Consider the following 17371-nt stretch of genomic DNA (forward strand, 5'->3'; position numbering starts at 1 on the left):
ATGCCCGATCGGGCCCGCACGATGCGCCGGGTCGCGACCGGGCTGCTCGTTCTCATGGCGGCGGTGTTCCTGGTATCGCGACATTATCTCGGCATGCATCCGGCGGTCGGCTACGTCATGGCCTTTTCGGAGGCGGCGATGGTCGGCGCGCTGGCGGACTGGTTCGCGGTCACCGCGCTGTTCCGCCACCCGCTCGGCATCCCGATCCCGCACACCGCGATCATCCCGACCAACAAGGACCGTATCGCCGACACCATGGCGGGCTTCCTGCGCGCCAATTTCCTGACGCCGCAAGTCGTTGCGCGCCGGATGGCCGGCATGAACATCGCGCGCGGCATCGGCGATTATCTGGCGGCACCCGATCATGGCGGAACGGGGGTCCGCGCAGGGGCGGCGGAGCTGTTTGCCGAAGTGCTCGAATCGCTCGACCCCGAAAGGCTTGGCGAACAGGTGCGCTCGGGCCTCAAGAACCAGCTCGACAGGCTGGAGGTCGCGCCGCTGCTCGGCAACGTGCTGTCGACTGCGATCGCTGACGGAAAGCACTTGCCGCTGGTCGATTCGACGATCCGCTGGGCGGGCCTGACGCTTGAGGCGAACGAGCCGATGGTGCGGACCATGATCCACGAGCGGGCCAATGCCCTGCTGCGCTGGACGGGTCTGGACGAACGCCTCGCCAATTCGGTGCTCGACGGGCTCTACCGGATGCTGGCCGAGATGCTGGTGAACCCGGACCACCCTGTGCGCGAAAAGATCGAGGAAGGACTCGAAAAGCTCGCCCATGATCTGGTCCACGATCCTGAAATGCGCGCCCGGGTCGAAGGGATGAAGCACGAAGTGTTGTCCAGCCCTGCCGTCGGCGTCTGGTGGCAGAGCGTTTGGGAACGAATGCGCCGCGGCCTCATCGACATGGCCCGCAATCCCGACGCGGCGCTGGGCGGCCAGCTCGGCGGCGCGATATCCGAACTGGGGCAGGCGCTGCGCGACGATCCGCGCCTGCAGGTCCAGATCAACCGTTTCGCCCGCCGCAGCGCGGTCGGCATCGCCAACCGCTATGGCGACCAGCTCGTCCGGCTGGTCTCCGAAACCGTCAAGCGCTGGGACGCGACGACGATCACCCAGCGGGTCGAAGGCGCGGTCGGGCGCGACCTGCAGTTCATCCGAATCAACGGCACGCTTGTCGGCGGGTTCGTCGGTGTGGCCATTCACACGCTCGACGCGCTGCTGTCTTGATCCATCCGTCCTAAGGGCTAGTGCCTAGCCGCGCTTGCGGGCGGCGTTGATGACCGGCCCGTTAACCCTCTTCCCTTCGGAAGGGCTCGTGCCTTTCGCTGTCGGAGGGAACGGGACATGTCGCGCACGACGCAGGCTCTGGAACACGAAGTCGGGGCGGTCATCGCCTTGCGCTCTGGACCGCAGGGGCCGCGCGTGCTGCGCGAGATCGACACGCATTTTGGCCGCATCATGCGCCTGATCGCGCCGCGCATCCGGCATTTCACGCGGGTCTATGGGCTCGTCGACATGGCCGACGATGCCGAACAGGCCTGCGCCATCGGTGTCCATCGCGCGATCTGCGATTACGATCCGGCCCGCGCGCTCTTCACCACGTTCGTGAACTGGCAACTTCGCTGCGAGCTTCAGGCGCTGCGCCACCGCGTCCGCCTCGATTCGCGCGACAGCGCCAAGCGGGTCGGCGCGCGCACCGTCTCGCTCGACGCGATGATGGACGAGGGCGAGGGCGGACCCGGATTCGAGATAGAGGACGAAGAGGCCAGCGCGCGGGTAGAGGCCGAAACCTCGGCCCGCATCGCGCAGCGTTCGCTGGACGAGATGCTCGACGGTTACGAGGCGATGATGCGCGACAGGGCCGAACAGGACCGCGCCCGCGCCGTGTTGCGCAGCCGCCAGACGATGCCCGGCACCGTCCATCCTGGCGATATCGACGCGCTCGACCGCGACCTTGCGATGGAACGCGACATCGTCACCCGCTACGTCTTTGCCGATAGCGACAAGGCCCGTTTCGACCCCGATCACCCGCTCGACCGCGAGAAACAGCGCCAGATCTCGCGCCGCGTCCTGCGCAACATCCGCGCACACATCGACGGTGCCGCCGCCTGAGCAGCCCGGTCATCAGCGATGTCTGGAAAGTGGATGCCCCGCGAGGATTCGAACCTCGATAGACGGAATCAGAATCCGTAGTCTTACCATTAGACGACGGGGCAACGGGCAGCCAATCGGCCGCCGAGGGGGGCCCAATATTCGCATCTCCCGCCTGCGTCAAGGCGAGTCTTGCATCGTTTTAGGCCGCGAACTTGTCACATTAACTACCCGCCGTTAGCATGGGTTCCAGGTTCGCTGCGCACGGCCACTGGCCAAGGGCGCAGTTCATTGATTTTGGATTTGGAAATACAGCATGGCGGATCTGGACCCGCCGGCATCGCAGGACGAGGATCGGCAGACCGCGGACAGGTCGCACGATCCGGGATCGGAAGGGGCACGCAGACCCCCATCTGCCAAGGGCGCGCCGGACAGGCAGTCGAACAACCGGAACAGGCGCGGCAGACCTGCGCGCGGAAACGCTCCGCACCAGAACGTGAAACCTTCTCACGGTAACGCGCCGCAGGGCCGCCCATCGCGGCAGGCCTATGCCGCGATCGACCTTGGCACCAACAACTGCCGCCTTCTCATCGCACGGCCTTCGGGCGAGAATTTCGTCGTGATCGACGCCTTCAGCCGCGTCGTGCGGCTGGGCGAAGGGCTGGCGCAGACGGGCCGTCTGTCGGACGAGGCGATGGACCGTGCGCTTTCCGCGCTCCACGTCTGTTCGGACAAGCTGAAGCGCCGCAACGTCCACCTCGCCCGCTCGGTCGCGACCGAGGCGTGTCGCCGCGCATCGAACGGCGACGATTTCATCGAACGCGTCCGCCGCGAAACCGGCATCGTGCTCGACGTGATCAGCGCGCAGGAAGAAGCGCGGCTTGCCGTTCTGGGCTGCCATGTCCTGCTCGAACGCGGCGAAGGCCCGGCGATGATCTTCGACATTGGCGGCGGGTCGACCGAACTGGTGCTGATCGAGACCGGCAAGGCTGTGCCGCGCATCGTCGACTGGCAATCGGTGCCCTGGGGCGTCGTCTCGCTGACCGAGAGTTTCCCCGCCAGCAATGCCGAAGAAACCGACAACCAGCGGCTCGAACGCTATCGCGAGATGCGCCGCGCGGTGCACAAATCGTTTGCCGATTTCTCGATGCGCCTCAAACCCTTTCGCTCGCAAGGCGGGGAGGACGGTCTGCGCCTTCTGGGCACCAGCGGCACTGTCACCACGCTGGCCAGTCTGCACCTCGGCCTGCCGCAATACGATCGCCGCGCGGTCGACGGGCTGATCGTCGAGGCCCTGGCCATGCGCGACATTGCCAAGCAGCTTTCGCACATCTCGCCCGAAGAGCGCCAGGCACTGCCCTGCATCGGGCGAGACCGGGCCGAGCTGGTTGTCGCGGGCTGCGCGATCCTTGAAACGATCCTCGACCTCTGGCCCGCCGCCCGCCTTGGCGTGGCAGATCGCGGGATTCGCGAGGGTATCCTGCGCTCGTTGATGGGCGGGGCAAGGCTCGATCAGCCGCGCGCACTCGCCCAGCGCGAAAAACCGCTGTAAGAGGCGCGCCATGAGCAGATCGGGTCAGGACCGCCAGAAGCTGAAAAGCAACAAGAAGCGCACCGCGTCGTCGGCGCGCTGGCTGGCGCGTCAGCTGAACGATCCTTACGTCGCGCAGGCCAAGGCCGACGGCTATCGCAGCCGCGCCGCCTACAAGCTGAAGGAGCTGGATGAGAAGTTCGCGCTCCTGAAGAAAGCGAACGCTGTCGTCGATCTGGGCATCGCGCCGGGCGGGTGGAGCCAGGTCGTTGCCGAACGCCGCCCGCAGGCGAAGATCGTCGGCATCGACCTGCTCGACGTCGATCCGCTGCCGGGCGTGACGATCTTCAAGATGGACTTCATGGACGACGCCGCGCCCGATGCACTGATGGAGGCATTGGGCCAGGCGCCCGATCTGGTCCTGTCGGACATGGCGGCGAACACCGTGGGTCACAAGCAGACCGACCACTTGCGCACGATGGGTCTTGTCGAAACGGCGGTCGACTTCGCGGTCCAGACGCTGGCCCCGGGCGGCGATTTCGTGGCGAAGGTCTTTGCGGGCGGTACCGACAAGGCGCTGCTCGACATCCTCAAAAAGAACTTCCGCACGGTGAAGCACGCCAAGCCCCCTGCCAGCCGGAAGGGCAGTTCGGAGTGGTACGTGATCGCGCAGGACTTCAAGGGCCGCGAACCAGCTGTTACGGAAATAGCGTGAGTAATTCTGAAATCGAGAAGCCCGCCAGCGAGGTTGTGCAGCAACTGCTTGATCGCGGGGCAAAGGTTATTATCAACTCCCGCCTTAATTTTTTAAAGGCAGAAACCCCGCTCAACGTGCGACATCTTTCGCTGCACGGCAATATTGAGCTTGGCGCCTACAGCTACGCCACCGGCCCTGGCAAAATCCGAAACACTTCAATTGGACGTTTCTGCTCGATTGCCGGTAATCTCGTCAGTGGCTTGCCTGAACACCCCGTAGACTTATTCACGACGCATCCTTTCAGTCATGGGAACCGCGGTGGCTTCAATGACGACGAGTACATGGATGCCGTCGTCCAGAAGGCAGGCAAAGGCAAAAACGGTCCGATCGTGATTGGCAATGATGTCTGGATTGGTGAAGGTGCATTCATCTCGCTTGGCGTGAAGATCGGTGACGGGGCGGTCATCGCCGCACGGGCTGTCGTCACCCGCGACGTACCTCCCTTCGCGATCGTAGGTGGCACACCCGCCAAGGTTTTGCGCTACAGATTCCCACCAGAGACAATTGCGCTTTTGCTCAAGAGCGAATGGTGGCGCTATGACCTGCGTTCATTGAAGCTCGATTATTCCAAGCCGGCAGAGTGCGCGAAAAAGGTGATCGAAGCGGATTTGCCGCCTTTGAACGTGGAGACCCATTCTGTGCAGAAAGGATCCAGAGGGAGATTCACGCTTTCGGGCGCCGAATGAATGCGGAACCGCATGGCTTGCCGGTCGGTTGATCGGGCATGGCAGACGAAAACGGCATCAAGATTACCGAAGACGGCCCCTACGAGGTCAGCGCTTCGATCCCCTTAATCGAACAGAAGATCGATACCGGTCCGGACGGTGCCTCGCTCGACTGGGCGAAGACCGGCGAACATGGTGCCGAGCCGACTTATTACCTGTGCCGCTGCGGGCACAGCGCGAACAAGCCGTTCTGCGACGGCAGCCACAACGATACCGATTTCGACGGCACCGAAACCGCAGACCGCAGCGGCTTTGCTGAGAAGGCGAAGAAGCTCGAAGGTCCGCGCTATCACTTGCTCGACAAGGAAGACCTCTGCGCCGTGGCGCGGTTCTGCGACACGTATCAGACCGTGTGGAAAGAAGTGGAGCGGACCGATGAGGACGAGGTCGCGGAGGTGTTTCTCAAACAGATCGCCTGCTGCCCGTCGGGTCGACTGGTGGCAGTCGACGCCGAAAGCGGCGACATGGTCGAAGAGCCCCGCGACAAGCGCATCTCGACCACGCAGGACCCGGCAGAGGAGTGTTCGGGTCCGCTCTATGTCGAAGGCGGCGTGTCGCTGACCGGCGCGGACGGAGAGCCTTACGAGGCGCGGGGTCGCATGGCGCTATGCCGCTGCGGCGCGAGCGGAAACAAGCCGTTCTGCGACGGTTCGCACATCAAGATCGGGTTTTCCGACCGCGCCTAGCGGACCTGCAGTTCGTGCTGCTCGTACAAGGTGCCCTTGCGCATCACGTGGCTGATCAGGCGGAAGGCGGTGACATCCTTGCGCGGATCATCGGGCATGATGAGCAGGTCGGCAGACTTGCCTGCGGTTAGTGAGCCGGTTTCGCCGTCGACGCCCATGGCCTTTGCGCCTGCAATCGTTGCGGCCTCGATCACTTCGACCGGTGTCATGCCAGCAGCCTGCATCGCTTCCATTTCCCAGTAGATCGACGCGCCGTGGAGCGCCAGCGGGTTGCCCGCATCGGTGCCGGTCACGATGCGCCCGCCTGCATCGCGGATGGCGCGCAGGTTGTGTGCCATGATCGCCTGCTCGCGCCCGATGGCCAGCGCCCTGTCGACGACGTAGTCGGGCGTGAGACGCTCGGCCTGTCCCTTGAGTCGTTCCGGCGTCACGATCCGTTCGATGATTGCATCGTCGACGCACTTACCCGGATCGTCGATGTTGTAGGCAGCGCCCGTCGCGACGGCGGCCATCGCGCGCAGCCAGCCTTCGCCGACGACGATAGTGGGCGTGTAAACCGTGTCGTTCGCTTTCAGCAGATCGAGAAACTCGGCATCGACCGGCTTGTCGTCGACGCTGTGAACGAGGATCGATGCTCCGGCGCGAAGGGCGGCCTTGGCCTCGTCCAGTCCGGTTGCGTGGACGATCAGCGGCAGGCCAGCCTGTTTCGCGAGCTGGCCGGTCAGGAGCAGGCGGTTCTCCAGTTCCTCGCGCCGTTCGGGCTTTGGCTTCAGAAACCAGACCTTCACCGCATTCGAGCCGATCGCCTGAAGGTGGGCAATCCCTGCGCGAACCTCGTCATCGGTATCGAACGGCAGAAATGGTGCGAATTCGGGGTGGCCATCCGCGACGTAGTTCGCATTGTACTCGCTGGCATGGGTGATCAGCGGGCCCGCTGCGCGAACGCGGGCGCGGTCGGGACGGTCGGTATCGGTCGCATGCTCGCCCGTAACGCTCCAGTCCGCTCCGCCGACATCGAAGACCGAGGTAATGCCCGAGCACAGATAGGCCCGATGCCAGCGGCCCGGATCGGCCTGAAGCGCAGCCATTGTTTCGGGATAGGGATAGATATCGGGTGCATTGAGCCCGTCGGGCCGCCCGTCGAGCCAGCCGGTCTGGGCGAAATGGACATGTGCGTCGATGAGGCCCGGCGTTACGTAACGCCCTGCGAGCTGCACGATGTCCGCTTTTTTCGGGACCTTGCAGTCATCGGCGGTGCCAATGCAGGAGATCTTGCCTTCGTCGACAAGGATCACGCTATCCTCGATCGCGGTGCCGGTCCCGTCGATGGCAGTCGCGCCGACGAGGGCTGTGGTACCGGCATGCGCAGGTGTCGCCATTCCCAGTGATAAAGTGGCGAGCGTGACTATTTTCTTCATGCGACCTCCCATTCTTTGCGCAACATGCATGATGCGGCGGAAATGGGAAGCGCGGATACGAAAAAGGCGGCCCCGCCGGGACCGCCCTCTTCTTTTCGATTTCTCGAAAGTTTCGTCGAAACTTAGCGCTTCGAGAACTGGAAGCTGCGACGTGCCTTTGCACGGCCGTACTTCTTACGCTCAACCACGCGGCTGTCGCGGGTGAGGAAGCCGGCTGCCTTGACGGTGCCGCGCAGGGCGGGTTCGTACTTCGACAGGGCCTGCGAGATACCGTGCTTCACGGCGCCAGCCTGACCTGAGAGGCCACCACCCTTGACGGTGGCGACGACGTCGTACTGACCCTGGCGATCGGTGATCGCGAAGGGCTGGTCGATGACGAGGCGCAGCGTGGGACGCGCGAAGTAGACTTCCTGGTCGCGGCCGTTGACGGTGATCTTGCCCGAACCGGGCTTGATCCAGACGCGTGCGACGGCGTCCTTACGGCGACCGGTCGCATAGGCGCGGCCGAAATTGTCAAGCTCCTGCTCGCGCAGCGGCGTGGTGGGAACCTGGGCTTCGGTGTTCTCGATCTCGGTGCCTTCGGTCAGCTCGGCGAGATCGGACAGATCCTTAACTTCGTTGTCGGCCATTATGCACCAACCTTGTTCTTGCGATTGCGGGCAGCGACATCGATCACGGCGGGCTTCTGACCGTCGTGCGGGTGTTCGGTGCCGGCGTAGAGGTGGAGAGCCTTCATCTGCTGACGGCCGAGCGGGCCGCGCGGAACCATACGCTCAACGGCCTTTTCAAGGACACGCTCGGGGAAGCGACCTTCGAGGATCTTCGCCGGAGTGGTTTCCTTGATGCCGCCGGCATAGCCGGTGTGCTTGTAGTACTTCTTGTCCTGCGTCTTGTTGCCGGTGAACTTCACCTTGTCCGCATTGATGACGACGACGTGGTCGCCGCAATCGACGTGCGGGGTGTAGGTCGGCTTGTGCTTGCCGCGCAGGATGTTGGCGATGATCACCGCCAGACGACCGACGACGAGACCATCGGCGTCGATGATGTGCCAGTTCTTTTCGACCTCGGCCGGCTTGATCGACCGGGTCTGGGTGCTGAGCGCCTTCATGGCTTTCAGTTCCTTACGTTGAAAAAAGAGAATCGCCACGGGGCTGCCGCGGCGAGTTGGCGCGCTTTTGTGCGCATCGGGCCTGCAAGTCAAGCAAATCGGGGGCTTTCAGACGCGGTAAAATAATACCGCACGTTTCAGGCCCCGTCAGCGATAGGCTCTATTCCGGCCAACCAAGCCAGGGTTTCGCCGCCTGCGGCCCCGCAGGTCCATCCGGTGATCGCGGGGGTATCGTAAGGGTGAAGTTCTTCCAGCCTGACTACCGCGCGATGAAGCATGTCGGCCCTCGTCTTGAACAGGGCGCCCACTTCCTCGCCTGCGCCGCGTTCGCCGTGCCAGACATAGCGGGACTTTATCGGGATCATGTTGCAGCAGGCGATAAGGCCTTCGTCGAGCAGGGCATCGGCAACCTTTGCGGCACTGTCTTCGTCCTCGAAAGGAGCCCAGATCAGCGCCGCCCCGCTCATTTCAGGACGCTCCCCGGCATCCTGTCGCGAAAGCCAAGTGCATGCGCACCCCACACCGTGGTGACGAGCACAAGCGCGCCGACGACCTGGTGCGCCACGGCGACCCAGATTTCCATCCCGGTCCAGATCGTCGCGATGCCAAGCAGGATCTGCGTGCCGAACGCGGCATGAAGGAAGATCGAGATATGCCGGTGCTTGGCCCGAAGTCGGCGGCCCATGACGACGAGAGCAGCCACCGCGACCCATGCCCACCAGCGATGGATGAAGTGCACGAGGTAGGGGTCTGCCGTAAACGCGAACAAAGCGCCGCGAGACCAGTCGATGCCTTCGGGGAACAGGCTTCCCTGCATCAGCGGCCACGAATTGAGCAGCCCGCCACCGGCGACATAGCCTGCGTTAAGACCGGCCATCCACGCGCCGTAGAGCAACTGCACTGCGAGAATCGCGAGGACCCAGATGCTGAAGCCCGACAGCCCTGCGTGCGGATCGCTACGCGCCCAGTTGCGCAAGTCGAGCGCGGTCCAGACAAGACCTCCCAACGTGAACAGCGCAGTCATCAGATGGATCGAGAGCCAGTAGTGCGAAACGTCGGTCCGCATATCGAGCATGGCCTCGGTCCCGACGCCGGAACGCACCATCATCCACCCGAACACGCCCTGCATTCCGCCAAGGGCCAGAAGAGCCAGCAGGCGCGGCTTGTATCCGGCAGGGATTGCTCCGCGGGACCAGTACCAGGCTAGCGGCAGGGCAAAGGCCAGCCCGATCAGCCGGCCCAGCAGGCGGTGAAACCATTCCCAGAAGTAGATGAACTTGTATTCGGCCAGCGTCATACCCGCCGGGCCATTCACCTCGATATATTCGGGGATCTGCTTGTACGCGTCGAATTCGGCCTGCCACGCGGATTCGCTCAGCGGTGGTATCGCGCCGGTCACGGGCTTCCATTCGGTGATGGAAAGGCCTGATTCAGTAAGGCGGGTAATGCCGCCCACTGCGATCATCAGGATTACGAGAGCCGCGACAACCGCCAGCCAGCGCGAAAGGGCCAGCGGCCTTTCACTGCCATAGCGGACGGAATCGGGGGGATAGATGAGGGCCGTCTTCATGTCTTCGGACCCGCATCTGCTTCGCTTTGCCGCAAAGCGCAAGGGCGTCTCGCGGATTCCGCTTGTTAAATGATATATTGTTACATACATGGCCCCTCATGGAACGACCAAGCTATGCGACGCGCCTGAAGCTGGACCGGATGGGAATCGCCCTATCCGGCCTGTGTGCCGTGCATTGCGTGGCGAGCATTGTGCTCGTCGGTCTGCTGGGCCTTGGCGGCCAGTGGCTGCTGGCGCCCGAGATACATGAATTCGGCCTTGGTCTTGCGATCCTTGTCGGGGCGGCGACCATCGGAGTGGGCGTTTTGCGCCATGGCCGGATGCTGCCTTTGGCCGTGGGCGGGTTCGGTCTGGCGCTGATGGGCGTGGCTCTCATCGTTCCGCACGGCGCGCCCGAGGCATTCCTGACTATCGCGGGCGTTGTCTGCGTCGCGATCGCGCATGTCATGAACTTGCGCGCCCATTCGTTCTGACCGCCGGATAAAAGCACCGACCGCCCCCGCGCTCTTGCATCGCGGAGGTTGAAGCGGCGGGCAAAGCGGCTATGTCGCCTTCCATGTCCGAACAGATCTCCATCATCGTCAACGGCGAGACCCGCCGTATTCCCCGCGGCAGTTCGATCGCGGACCTTGCCCGCCTGCTCGAACTGGACCCGGCGAAAGTCGCGGTGGAGCGCAATGGCGACATCGTGCCGCGCTCGACGCTGGAAGGCGTGGGTCTGGCGCAGGGTGACAAGCTGGAAATCGTGCATTTCGTGGGAGGTGGTGACGTGAGTTCGGTAAACGACGATAGCTGGACGGTGGCCGGCAAGACCTTCCGTTCGCGCCTGATCGTGGGCACGGGCAAGTACAAGGATTTCGAACAGAACGCCGCCGCGGTCGAGGCGAGCGGAGCCGAGATCGTCACGGTCGCGGTACGCCGCGTAAACGTATCGGACCCCAAGGCACCGATGCTGACCGACTTCATCGACCCGAAGAAGATCACGTACCTGCCCAACACGGCGGGCTGCTTCACCGCAGAAGACGCGATCCGCACCCTGCGCCTTGCGCGCGAGGCAGGCGGCTGGGACCTGGTGAAGCTGGAAGTGCTGGGCGAGGCAAAGACGCTATATCCCAACATGATCGAAACGATCCGCGCGACCGAAGTCCTCGCCAAGGAAGGCTTCAAGCCGATGGTTTACTGCGCCGACGATCCGATCGCGGCCAAGCAGCTGGAAGATGCAGGCGCGGTTGCGATCATGCCGCTGGGCGCGCCGATCGGGTCGGGTCTCGGCATCCAGAACCGCGTGACAATCCGCCTGATCGTCGAAGGCGCTAGCGTGCCGGTGCTGGTCGATGCCGGTGTTGGCACGGCATCCGACGCCGCCGTCGCGATGGAACTGGGCTGCGAAGGCGTGCTGATGAACACCGCCATTGCCGAGGCGAAGGACCCGATCCTCATGGCCCACGCCATGAAACTGTCGGTCGAAGCAGGCCGCGCCGCCTATCGCGCAGGCCGCATGGCCACGCGTAAGTACGCCGACCCGTCGAGCCCGCTTGCCGGTCTGATCTGACCTGAAAAGAGCAATCGGGCGCAAAAATCAGCGCGCCTCTTAACCCGATCCTAACCCCGTTTCGCGCAATCTTGCAGAACACTCCCGCCACAGATGCGGGAACTGTGCAGGACGAGAAGGAAGGATCATGGCGCAGCTCGACACGGCATCTCTGGCAATCGCGGAACTTCGCGAATTTGCCGAGTTCGACCCGGCGGAGCAGCGTTATATCCGACGAGGTCTCGACATTGGCCTCGCCCGCGCCGACGCACTGGCCCGCTGGGCGCGCAATCCCGACGAGGCTTCTTCGATCCGCCGCCAGACGCTGGCCTACCAGCAGCTTCGCACGCTTCGCGCCGCGCTTCCCGCGATGCAGAGCGGTGACAAGATGGAGCGCTTCATGGGCCGTCTCATCGCGCTGACTGCAGCCGATCTTGGCGAAGGGTGCATCAACGGATTCGCGGCCTACCGCTTCCTTTATGAGCGTCTGCTCGGCCCGGAAGTGCGTCCCTGGCTGCCCGCAGCCTTTTGTGCTGCCTCTGCGCTGCCGCAGATTGTGCCAGAACGGCGCAAGGTGCTGCTCCACTCGATCAGCGAGGCCGCCGCGTGCGCTCCGGGCTGGTCAAAGCGCCGTCCGGGATTCTATCCTGACTGGATCGAAGACCAGTCGGCGGAGATCCATTGAGCGCTATCACGGGACAGCCGGTGCCCGAAACCGGCGGAAACGGACCCCATTGGGACGAAATCTGTAGCTGGCGAGGCCGCTGCATGAACCTCTACGCGCGCAGTGATGAGATCATCTGCGAAACGCTGATGGTGGCCGAGGCTGCTGGACACGAGGTCGACCTGACGCTCCCCTCGCACGAACAGCTTGGCATCTTGCGGGATCTTGCAGAGGCCGAGACTGGCGGCGAAGGCAAGCGTTCCAACGTCGTCCGCGCCATCGATGCCTGGTCGAAACTGGGCGTACGCCGGCCTTTCGTGGTCAGCGGGGTGATCACGGCACTCATGCAGAACAAGGAACGCTGGCACGCGCGCTTCGATTCGATGACTGGCAGCGGCGACAGCGTGAAGATCGAACAGTGGGTCGCCGACAAGGTCGAGGCCGAAGCGTTCGAGGAAGTGCTCGACGCGGCCTATACCCTGCTCAGCATCGAGCTGGAGCAGTTCCAGACCAACTTCGGCTTCTGACTTAACTTTTGTACATTGATCCGATCCGATCGGCATAGCGGTCGCGGATCTTGTGGCGTCGGATCTTCAAGGACGGCGTCATCTCATGATTCTCGATCGTGAACGGCTCGTCCGCGAATTCGAAGCGGCGCACTTTCTCGATCACCGACAGGTCGACGTTCACGCGGTCCACCGCCTTGCGGACCGCCGCCTTGAAGTCGGGATTGTCCTTCAGCTTCGTCCAGTCGTTCTCGACCTTGTTCTCACGCGCCCAGTCGCGTGACCATTCGGCATCGGGCACGATCAGGCCGACGATGTACGGCTTGCGATCGCCCGAGACCATGGCCTGCGCGATCTCCGGCTCCAGCGTCAGCATGCCTTCGACGCGCTGGGGCGCGACGTTGTCGCCCTTGTCGTTGACGATCATGTCCTTCTTGCGGTCGGTGATCTTGATCCGCCCGCGTTCGTCGAAGTGGCCGATGTCGCCTGTGTGGAGCCAGCCGTCAACCAGCGTCTTCGCGGTTTCCTCTGCGTTCTGCCAGTACCCATGCATGACCATTTCGCCGCGCGCGAGGATTTCGCCATCTTCGGCGATGCGTACCTCGGCACCGTGGATCGGCGGGCCGACGGTATCCATCTTCAGCCCCGAATCCGGACGGCTGACCGAGATGACGGGGCCGCTTTCGGTCTGGCCATAGCCTTGCAGCAGCGGCAGGCCGAGGCCGGTGAAGAAGTACCCGATCTCGGGATTGAGCGGCGCGCCGCCCGAAACCATCGCCTTGATCCGCCCGCCGAACTTGGCACGAACCTTGGGGCGCAAGACTTTGTTCAGGACGCGGTTCTCGAGAGCATCGAGCAGCGGACGGCTCCGGCCCTCGGCTTGGCGCTCGACCAGCGCCATCGCCCGGTCCGCCAGCGTCTGCGCGGCCTTGCCCTGCTTTTGCAACTGCTTGAGAATGCGTGAGCGCAGTACTTCGAACAGGCGCGGGACGACGACCATGATCGTCGGCCCGACATCCTCGATATTTCCGGCAAGCTTATCGAGCCCTTCGGAATAATAGATCTTCGCGCCAAGGCAGATCGGGAAGAACTGCCCGCCGGTATGCTCGTAGGCGTGGCTTAGCGGGAGGAAGGAGAGGAAGCTCTCTTCTTCCCATTTGAAATCTTCTGCGATCACGCGCCCGGCGCCCGCGCAGTTCATCAGGATTGCGCCGTGATGCTGGCGCACGCCGCGCGGCGCCCCGCCGGTGCCGCTGGTGTAGATGATGCAGGCAAGGTCCTCGCGCTGCACGCCGTCCATGCGGGTCGTCACCGCCTTGTGCGCGGCATCGGCATCGCCGGTCAGCATGTCGGCCAGAGTATGGAAGCGGGCCGTGCCGACCTGTTCCTGCTTCAGCGGCTCGAACGAGATCACATGCTCGACCGAAGGGCTGTTCAGCACGGCGGGAAGCAGCGTCTTGCCCAGTTTCGCCGACGACACGAATGCCGCCCGCGCGCCCGAGTTCTCGAGCACGTGCAAGTGATCGGGCGTGGTGTTCGTGGTGTATGCGGGCACGCTGACAAGGCCCGCGGCCATGATTGCAAGGTCCGCAATGCACCATTCGGGGCGATTCTCGCTGACGATGACGACGCGGTCGCCCTTGTTGAGGCCGATGGCCAGCATCGCTTCGGCCAGCAGAGTTACCTGGCGGGCAACTTCGGACCAGCTCAGCGGCTGCCAGCTACCGTCGATCTTGGCATAGAGGAAAGGTGCATCGCCCAACCGTTCGGCGCGATGCAGGAACAGCGAGACGAGGTTCTGCGCCTCATCAATCTCGGCAATAGTGAACCCGTTCGGGCCCGAATGCGGTCCACCCGCAGTGGTTTTCGCCATGCGGCGTGTCCTTCCTTTCCTCTCCGTAATGCGCTTCTAGGGCGCGCGTTCCCTAGCGGCAACCTATTGAGCTACCGCCATCCCCTCGCTTCTGCGGTCTGCGGCGCCGACGTATTCGCCGTCCACCAGCTCCACCGCGTTGCCCTTGTAGGTGCCGGGCCGGGTCGTGACTTTCGCATGGCCGAGCGCCTGGAGGGCGGGGATCATCGCCTCGTGCGCAGTGCCTTCCTCGACGAAGACGGTATCGCCCGGCGCATAGATCACCGGCAGGTCGATCGCGTCCTGCGCGCTCATGTCCCAGTCGATCACTGCGATCAGCGCCTTGGCGACCTGCGTGATGATCGTCGAACCACCGGCAGCACCCACGGCAAGGCGGAAGGTGCCGTCGGGGTCATAGACGATCGATGGCGACATCGAGGAACGCGGACGCTTGCCGCCCTCGACGCTGTTTGCCGTGCCGGGGGCGAAGTTGAAGTCGGTCAGTTCGTTGTTGAGGTAATAGCCGTTCACCATCAGCCCCGATCCGAACGCGCTTTCGACCGTCGAGGTATAGCTGGCGACCCCGCCATCGCCGTCAATCGCGACGAAATGCGAAGTGCCGTTCTCCGGCTGCGGATCGGCCATGCTCATGATCGCCATCGCGCCGGGCGGCAGACCGGCCTGCGGATCGGCAATCGTGCTGTCGGCGCTGATCTGCTGTCCGCGCTTTACGAGATACCCCTCATCCATCAGGCCCGGCAGCGGAACGTCGACGAAGTCGCTGTCGCCCAGCCAGCGCCCGCGGTCGGCAAAGGCGAGACGGGTCGATTCGGCAACCAGGTGCCAGGCGACCGGACTTTCGGGGCCATAAGCGCCCATGTCGAACCGCTCGATCTGCTTGAGGATCGCAAAAACGGTGGTCGCGCCAGACGATGGCGGGCCCATGCCGCAGATGACGTAGAGGCGGTAGGTGCCGCAGGCCGAAGAACGTTCTTTCGCTTCGTAGCTAGCGACATCTGCCAGCGTCATCGCGCCCTTGCCCGCAGGCGTCGCCGCGGAGACCGTGCTCGCGACAGCAGCGGCGTTGCTGCCGGTGTAGAACGCGTCAGGTCCTTCGCTGGCGACCCTTTCAAGGAAGGCAGCGATCCCGGGATTGCGGACCGTCGTACCGACCGGAAGCGGCTCGCCATCAGTACCGTAGAACAAGGCGCGCCCTTCCGCGCTCATCGCGCCGACCGAGCGCCAGCGGTCGAGGCTTTCGCGTAGACGCGGCGAGATCGCGAACCCGTCACGGGCCAGCGCGATGGCAGGCCCGAACAGGTCTTTCCACGGAAGCGCGCCATGCTCGCCATGCGCCTTGGCGACGAGGGCGATGTTGCTCGGCACGCCGACGCTGAGCCCGCTTTCGACAGCGGCGCGGAACGGCAGCGGCTGGCCCGATGCGTCGAGGAAGCGCGCAGGCGTGGCTGCGGCAGGCGCCGTTTCGCGGCCATCGTATGTCGTCGGGTCGCCGTCCCCCTCGGGGTCGAGCACCAGGAACCCGCCGCCGCCGATCCCGCTCGATTGCGGTTCGACCACGGTTAGCGCCAGCATCGTCGCCACAGCTGCATCGGTCGCGTTGCCGCCCGCCTTGAGCATGGCGACACCCGCCTCCGCCGCGCGTGGATCGGCGGCACTCACCATTCCGGTAGCGGGGCGGGCAGGGGTGGTTTCGGCAGGGAGCGTCGCGCAGGCGCCAAGCGCAAGCGGCGCGGCGAGGACGGCAATCAGGCGTTGGATCATGGGGCGCAGGCTATTCGCTGCCAACCGCTTCCGCAATCGAGGAAAATCCGTCGCTTTCCATCAGGGCGGGCAGGCGGCGCACGATCTTGGCTGCGATGCCCGGACCTTCATAGACCATGGCCGAGTAAAGCTGCACGAGGCTCGCGCCAGCACGGATGCGTTCCCACGCGTCTTCTGCCGTAGCGATACCGCCGATGCCGATCAGCGGGATGGCGCCCCCTGTGGCCTTGCGGAAATCGCGCAGCCGTTGCAGCGCCAGCGCCTTGATTGGCGCGCCCGAAAGCCCGCCACCTTCATCGCGGTTCTTGGAGGCGAGCGGAGGCCGCGTGATCGAGGTGTTCGACACCATTAGAGCGCCCAGCTTCTTTTCGATCGCGATGCGCGAAATCGCATCAACGTCGGCGGGTTCCAGATCGGGCGCGACTTTCAGGAACACCGGCGGCCCTTCATCTCCCCGCGCGTCCAGCACCGCGTCGAGGAGTCCGGTCAGCGCGCCCTCGTCCTGCAGAGCGCGCAGGCCGGGCGTGTTGGGGCTGGAGATGTTGACTGCGAGATAGCTGGCATAGGGCGCCATGATCCGCGTCATCGTCGCATAGTCGGCAACGCGGTCCTCGCTGTCCTTGTTTGCGCCGATATTGATGCCGACAACGCCCGGGCGGCCTTCGCGGCGCTTCATGCGGGTCTCGACCGCTGCGGCGCCTTCGTTGTTGAAGCCCATGCGGTTAATGACGGCGCGGTCTTCGGCAAGGCGGAACAGGCGCGGCTTGGGATTACCCTCCTGCGGACGCGGAGTGACGCTGCCCAGCTCCGCAAACCCGAAGCCGCAGCGCAGCAGCGCATCAGGCACTTCACCGTTCTTGTCGAAACCGGCGGCCATGCCGACGGGGTTGGGGAAGGTGATCCCCGCAACTTCCATCGCCAGCGCCGGATCGGGGCGCGGCGGGCTGGCCAGCAGCGAACTGGGTGTCGTCTTCAGCGCGTCGAGCGCGACACCGTGCGCCTGTTCGGCATCGAGACGGAAGATGAGCGGGCGCAGCAGCGAATAGACCATGCGCGCGCCTATAAGAGAGGCTTTGTGCAATGTCGAACGGCGGCTCGATGCAATTTACGCAAAGTCGCCTCGGGACAATTACGCATTTTTCTGCGC

The 17371-nt window shown here is 64.1% G+C and carries 17 protein-coding genes, 1 tRNA gene and 1 pseudogene; 10 read left to right on the top strand and 9 right to left on the bottom strand.

Annotation, left to right across the window (positions count from 1 at the left end):
- Positions 1-21 precede the first annotated feature (21 nt).
- Both KIH45_RS08985 and KIH45_RS08990 read left to right on the top strand, forming a co-directional pair.
- A complete protein-coding gene (locus KIH45_RS08985; protein ID WP_213175749.1) occupies positions 22-1230 on the top strand; it encodes a DUF445 domain-containing protein in 1209 nt (402 codons plus the stop codon).
- Positions 1231-1347: 117 nt separating this feature from the next.
- Positions 1348-2115 carry a sigma-70 family RNA polymerase sigma factor gene (locus KIH45_RS08990; RefSeq protein ID WP_213175659.1) on the top strand — a complete coding sequence of 256 codons (768 nt, stop codon included), beginning with the start codon at positions 1348-1350 and terminating at the stop codon, positions 2113-2115.
- Between the two features lie 30 nt (positions 2116-2145).
- Here the strand turns inward: KIH45_RS08990 and KIH45_RS08995 are convergent.
- A tRNA-Gln gene (locus KIH45_RS08995) sits at positions 2146-2219 on the bottom strand.
- Between the two features lie 191 nt (positions 2220-2410).
- Here KIH45_RS08995 and KIH45_RS09000 point away from each other — a divergent pair.
- The 4 genes and pseudogenes from KIH45_RS09000 (at position 2411) to KIH45_RS09015 (ending at position 5793) form a co-directional block, all read left to right on the top strand.
- A complete protein-coding gene (locus KIH45_RS09000) occupies positions 2411-3646 on the top strand; it encodes a Ppx/GppA phosphatase family protein (protein WP_213175660.1) in 1236 nt (411 codons plus the stop codon).
- A 10-nt stretch (positions 3647-3656) separates the two neighbouring features.
- Positions 3657-4340, top strand: coding sequence for an RlmE family RNA methyltransferase (locus tag KIH45_RS09005; RefSeq protein ID WP_213175661.1), 684 nt, complete (start codon positions 3657-3659; stop codon positions 4338-4340).
- 362 nt (positions 4341-4702) lie between these two features.
- A pseudogene (locus tag KIH45_RS19515) lies at positions 4703-4915 on the top strand (CatB-related O-acetyltransferase); the annotation flags it as partial.
- A gap of 191 nt (positions 4916-5106) precedes the next feature.
- On the top strand, positions 5107-5793 hold the full coding sequence (locus KIH45_RS09015; RefSeq protein WP_213175662.1) for a CDGSH iron-sulfur domain-containing protein: 687 nt from the start codon (positions 5107-5109) through the stop codon (positions 5791-5793).
- On the opposite strand, the gene KIH45_RS09020 is transcribed toward KIH45_RS09015, so the two are convergent.
- The 5 genes from KIH45_RS09020 to KIH45_RS09040 form a co-directional block, all read right to left on the bottom strand.
- Complete coding sequence (locus tag KIH45_RS09020) at positions 5790-7211, bottom strand: amidohydrolase family protein (RefSeq protein ID WP_213175663.1); 1422 nt, start codon at positions 7209-7211, stop codon at positions 5790-5792. The two genes, KIH45_RS09015 and KIH45_RS09020, sit on opposite strands and share 4 nt — an antisense overlap.
- A gap of 122 nt (positions 7212-7333) precedes the next feature.
- Entirely contained in the window at positions 7334-7840 is a 507-nt protein-coding gene (gene rpsI / locus KIH45_RS09025; protein ID WP_213175664.1) for a 30S ribosomal protein S9, read from the bottom strand.
- Positions 7840-8319 carry a 50S ribosomal protein L13 gene (gene rplM, locus KIH45_RS09030; protein WP_213175665.1) on the bottom strand — a complete coding sequence of 160 codons (480 nt, stop codon included), beginning with the start codon at positions 8317-8319 and terminating at the stop codon, positions 7840-7842. Before rplM ends, rpsI begins: the two co-directional genes overlap by 1 nt.
- A gap of 137 nt (positions 8320-8456) precedes the next feature.
- Complete coding sequence (gene cutA / locus KIH45_RS09035) at positions 8457-8786, bottom strand: divalent-cation tolerance protein CutA (protein WP_213175666.1); 330 nt, start codon at positions 8784-8786, stop codon at positions 8457-8459.
- Positions 8783-9889: a COX15/CtaA family protein gene (locus KIH45_RS09040; RefSeq protein ID WP_213175667.1), complete on the bottom strand. Its 1107-nt coding sequence runs from the start codon at positions 9887-9889 to the stop codon at positions 8783-8785. The genes cutA and KIH45_RS09040 overlap by 4 nt, the downstream gene beginning before the upstream one ends.
- Positions 9890-9987: 98 nt before the next feature.
- Here KIH45_RS09040 and KIH45_RS09045 point away from each other — a divergent pair, with 98 nt between their 5' ends.
- From KIH45_RS09045 to KIH45_RS09060, 4 genes are all read left to right on the top strand, one after another.
- Positions 9988-10362, top strand: coding sequence for a MerC domain-containing protein (locus tag KIH45_RS09045; RefSeq protein ID WP_213175668.1), 375 nt, complete (start codon positions 9988-9990; stop codon positions 10360-10362).
- Positions 10363-10445: 83 nt separating this feature from the next.
- A complete protein-coding gene (gene thiS, locus KIH45_RS09050) occupies positions 10446-11441 on the top strand; it encodes a sulfur carrier protein ThiS (RefSeq protein ID WP_213175669.1) in 996 nt (331 codons plus the stop codon).
- Between the two features lie 127 nt (positions 11442-11568).
- Entirely contained in the window at positions 11569-12105 is a 537-nt protein-coding gene (locus KIH45_RS09055; RefSeq protein WP_213175670.1) for a hypothetical protein, read from the top strand.
- Complete coding sequence (locus KIH45_RS09060; protein ID WP_213175671.1) at positions 12102-12611, top strand: hypothetical protein; 510 nt, start codon at positions 12102-12104, stop codon at positions 12609-12611. Before KIH45_RS09055 ends, KIH45_RS09060 begins: the two co-directional genes overlap by 4 nt.
- A 1-nt stretch (position 12612) precedes the next feature.
- On the opposite strand, the gene KIH45_RS09065 is transcribed toward KIH45_RS09060, so the two are convergent.
- The 3 genes from KIH45_RS09065 to KIH45_RS09075 form a co-directional block, all read right to left on the bottom strand.
- Entirely contained in the window at positions 12613-14463 is a 1851-nt protein-coding gene (locus KIH45_RS09065) for an AMP-dependent synthetase/ligase (RefSeq protein ID WP_213175672.1), read from the bottom strand.
- Between the two features lie 63 nt (positions 14464-14526).
- On the bottom strand, positions 14527-16224 hold the full coding sequence (ggt, locus tag KIH45_RS09070) for a gamma-glutamyltransferase (protein WP_213175673.1): 1698 nt from the start codon (positions 16222-16224) through the stop codon (positions 14527-14529).
- A 10-nt stretch (positions 16225-16234) separates the two neighbouring features.
- Positions 16235-17275, bottom strand: a complete 1041-nt coding sequence (locus KIH45_RS09075; RefSeq protein WP_213175674.1) for a quinone-dependent dihydroorotate dehydrogenase — start codon at positions 17273-17275, stop codon at positions 16235-16237.
- Between the last annotated feature and the right edge of the window lie 96 nt (positions 17276-17371).

It is taken from the genome of Croceicoccus gelatinilyticus, from assembly GCF_018398395.1.
Taxonomy (GTDB): Bacteria; Pseudomonadota; Alphaproteobacteria; order Sphingomonadales; family Sphingomonadaceae; genus Croceicoccus; species Croceicoccus gelatinilyticus.

What these genes read in the sequence shown, in the direction of transcription:
- KIH45_RS09075 (WP_213175674.1), bottom strand. Translation starts at nt 17,275, where the DNA reads ATGGTCTATTCGCTGCTGCGCCCGCTCATCTTCCGTCTCGATGCCGAA.
- KIH45_RS09000 (WP_213175660.1), top strand. Translation starts at nt 2,411, where the DNA reads ATGGCGGATCTGGACCCGCCGGCATCGCAGGACGAGGATCGGCAGACC.
- KIH45_RS09055 (WP_213175670.1), top strand. Translation starts at nt 11,569, where the DNA reads ATGGCGCAGCTCGACACGGCATCTCTGGCAATCGCGGAACTTCGCGAA.
- KIH45_RS09045 (WP_213175668.1), top strand. Translation starts at nt 9,988, where the DNA reads ATGGAACGACCAAGCTATGCGACGCGCCTGAAGCTGGACCGGATGGGA.
- rplM (WP_213175665.1), bottom strand. Translation starts at nt 8,319, where the DNA reads ATGAAGGCGCTCAGCACCCAGACCCGGTCGATCAAGCCGGCCGAGGTC.
- KIH45_RS09005 (WP_213175661.1), top strand. Translation starts at nt 3,657, where the DNA reads ATGAGCAGATCGGGTCAGGACCGCCAGAAGCTGAAAAGCAACAAGAAG.
- KIH45_RS08985 (WP_213175749.1), top strand. Translation starts at nt 22, where the DNA reads ATGCGCCGGGTCGCGACCGGGCTGCTCGTTCTCATGGCGGCGGTGTTC.
- rpsI (WP_213175664.1), bottom strand. Translation starts at nt 7,840, where the DNA reads ATGGCCGACAACGAAGTTAAGGATCTGTCCGATCTCGCCGAGCTGACC.
- thiS (WP_213175669.1), top strand. Translation starts at nt 10,446, where the DNA reads ATGTCCGAACAGATCTCCATCATCGTCAACGGCGAGACCCGCCGTATT.
- cutA (WP_213175666.1), bottom strand. Translation starts at nt 8,786, where the DNA reads ATGAGCGGGGCGGCGCTGATCTGGGCTCCTTTCGAGGACGAAGACAGT.
- KIH45_RS09040 (WP_213175667.1), bottom strand. Translation starts at nt 9,889, where the DNA reads ATGAAGACGGCCCTCATCTATCCCCCCGATTCCGTCCGCTATGGCAGT.
- KIH45_RS09020 (WP_213175663.1), bottom strand. Translation starts at nt 7,211, where the DNA reads ATGAAGAAAATAGTCACGCTCGCCACTTTATCACTGGGAATGGCGACA.
- KIH45_RS09015 (WP_213175662.1), top strand. Translation starts at nt 5,107, where the DNA reads ATGGCAGACGAAAACGGCATCAAGATTACCGAAGACGGCCCCTACGAG.
- KIH45_RS09065 (WP_213175672.1), bottom strand. Translation starts at nt 14,463, where the DNA reads ATGGCGAAAACCACTGCGGGTGGACCGCATTCGGGCCCGAACGGGTTC.
- ggt (WP_213175673.1), bottom strand. Translation starts at nt 16,224, where the DNA reads ATGATCCAACGCCTGATTGCCGTCCTCGCCGCGCCGCTTGCGCTTGGC.
- KIH45_RS08990 (WP_213175659.1), top strand. Translation starts at nt 1,348, where the DNA reads ATGTCGCGCACGACGCAGGCTCTGGAACACGAAGTCGGGGCGGTCATC.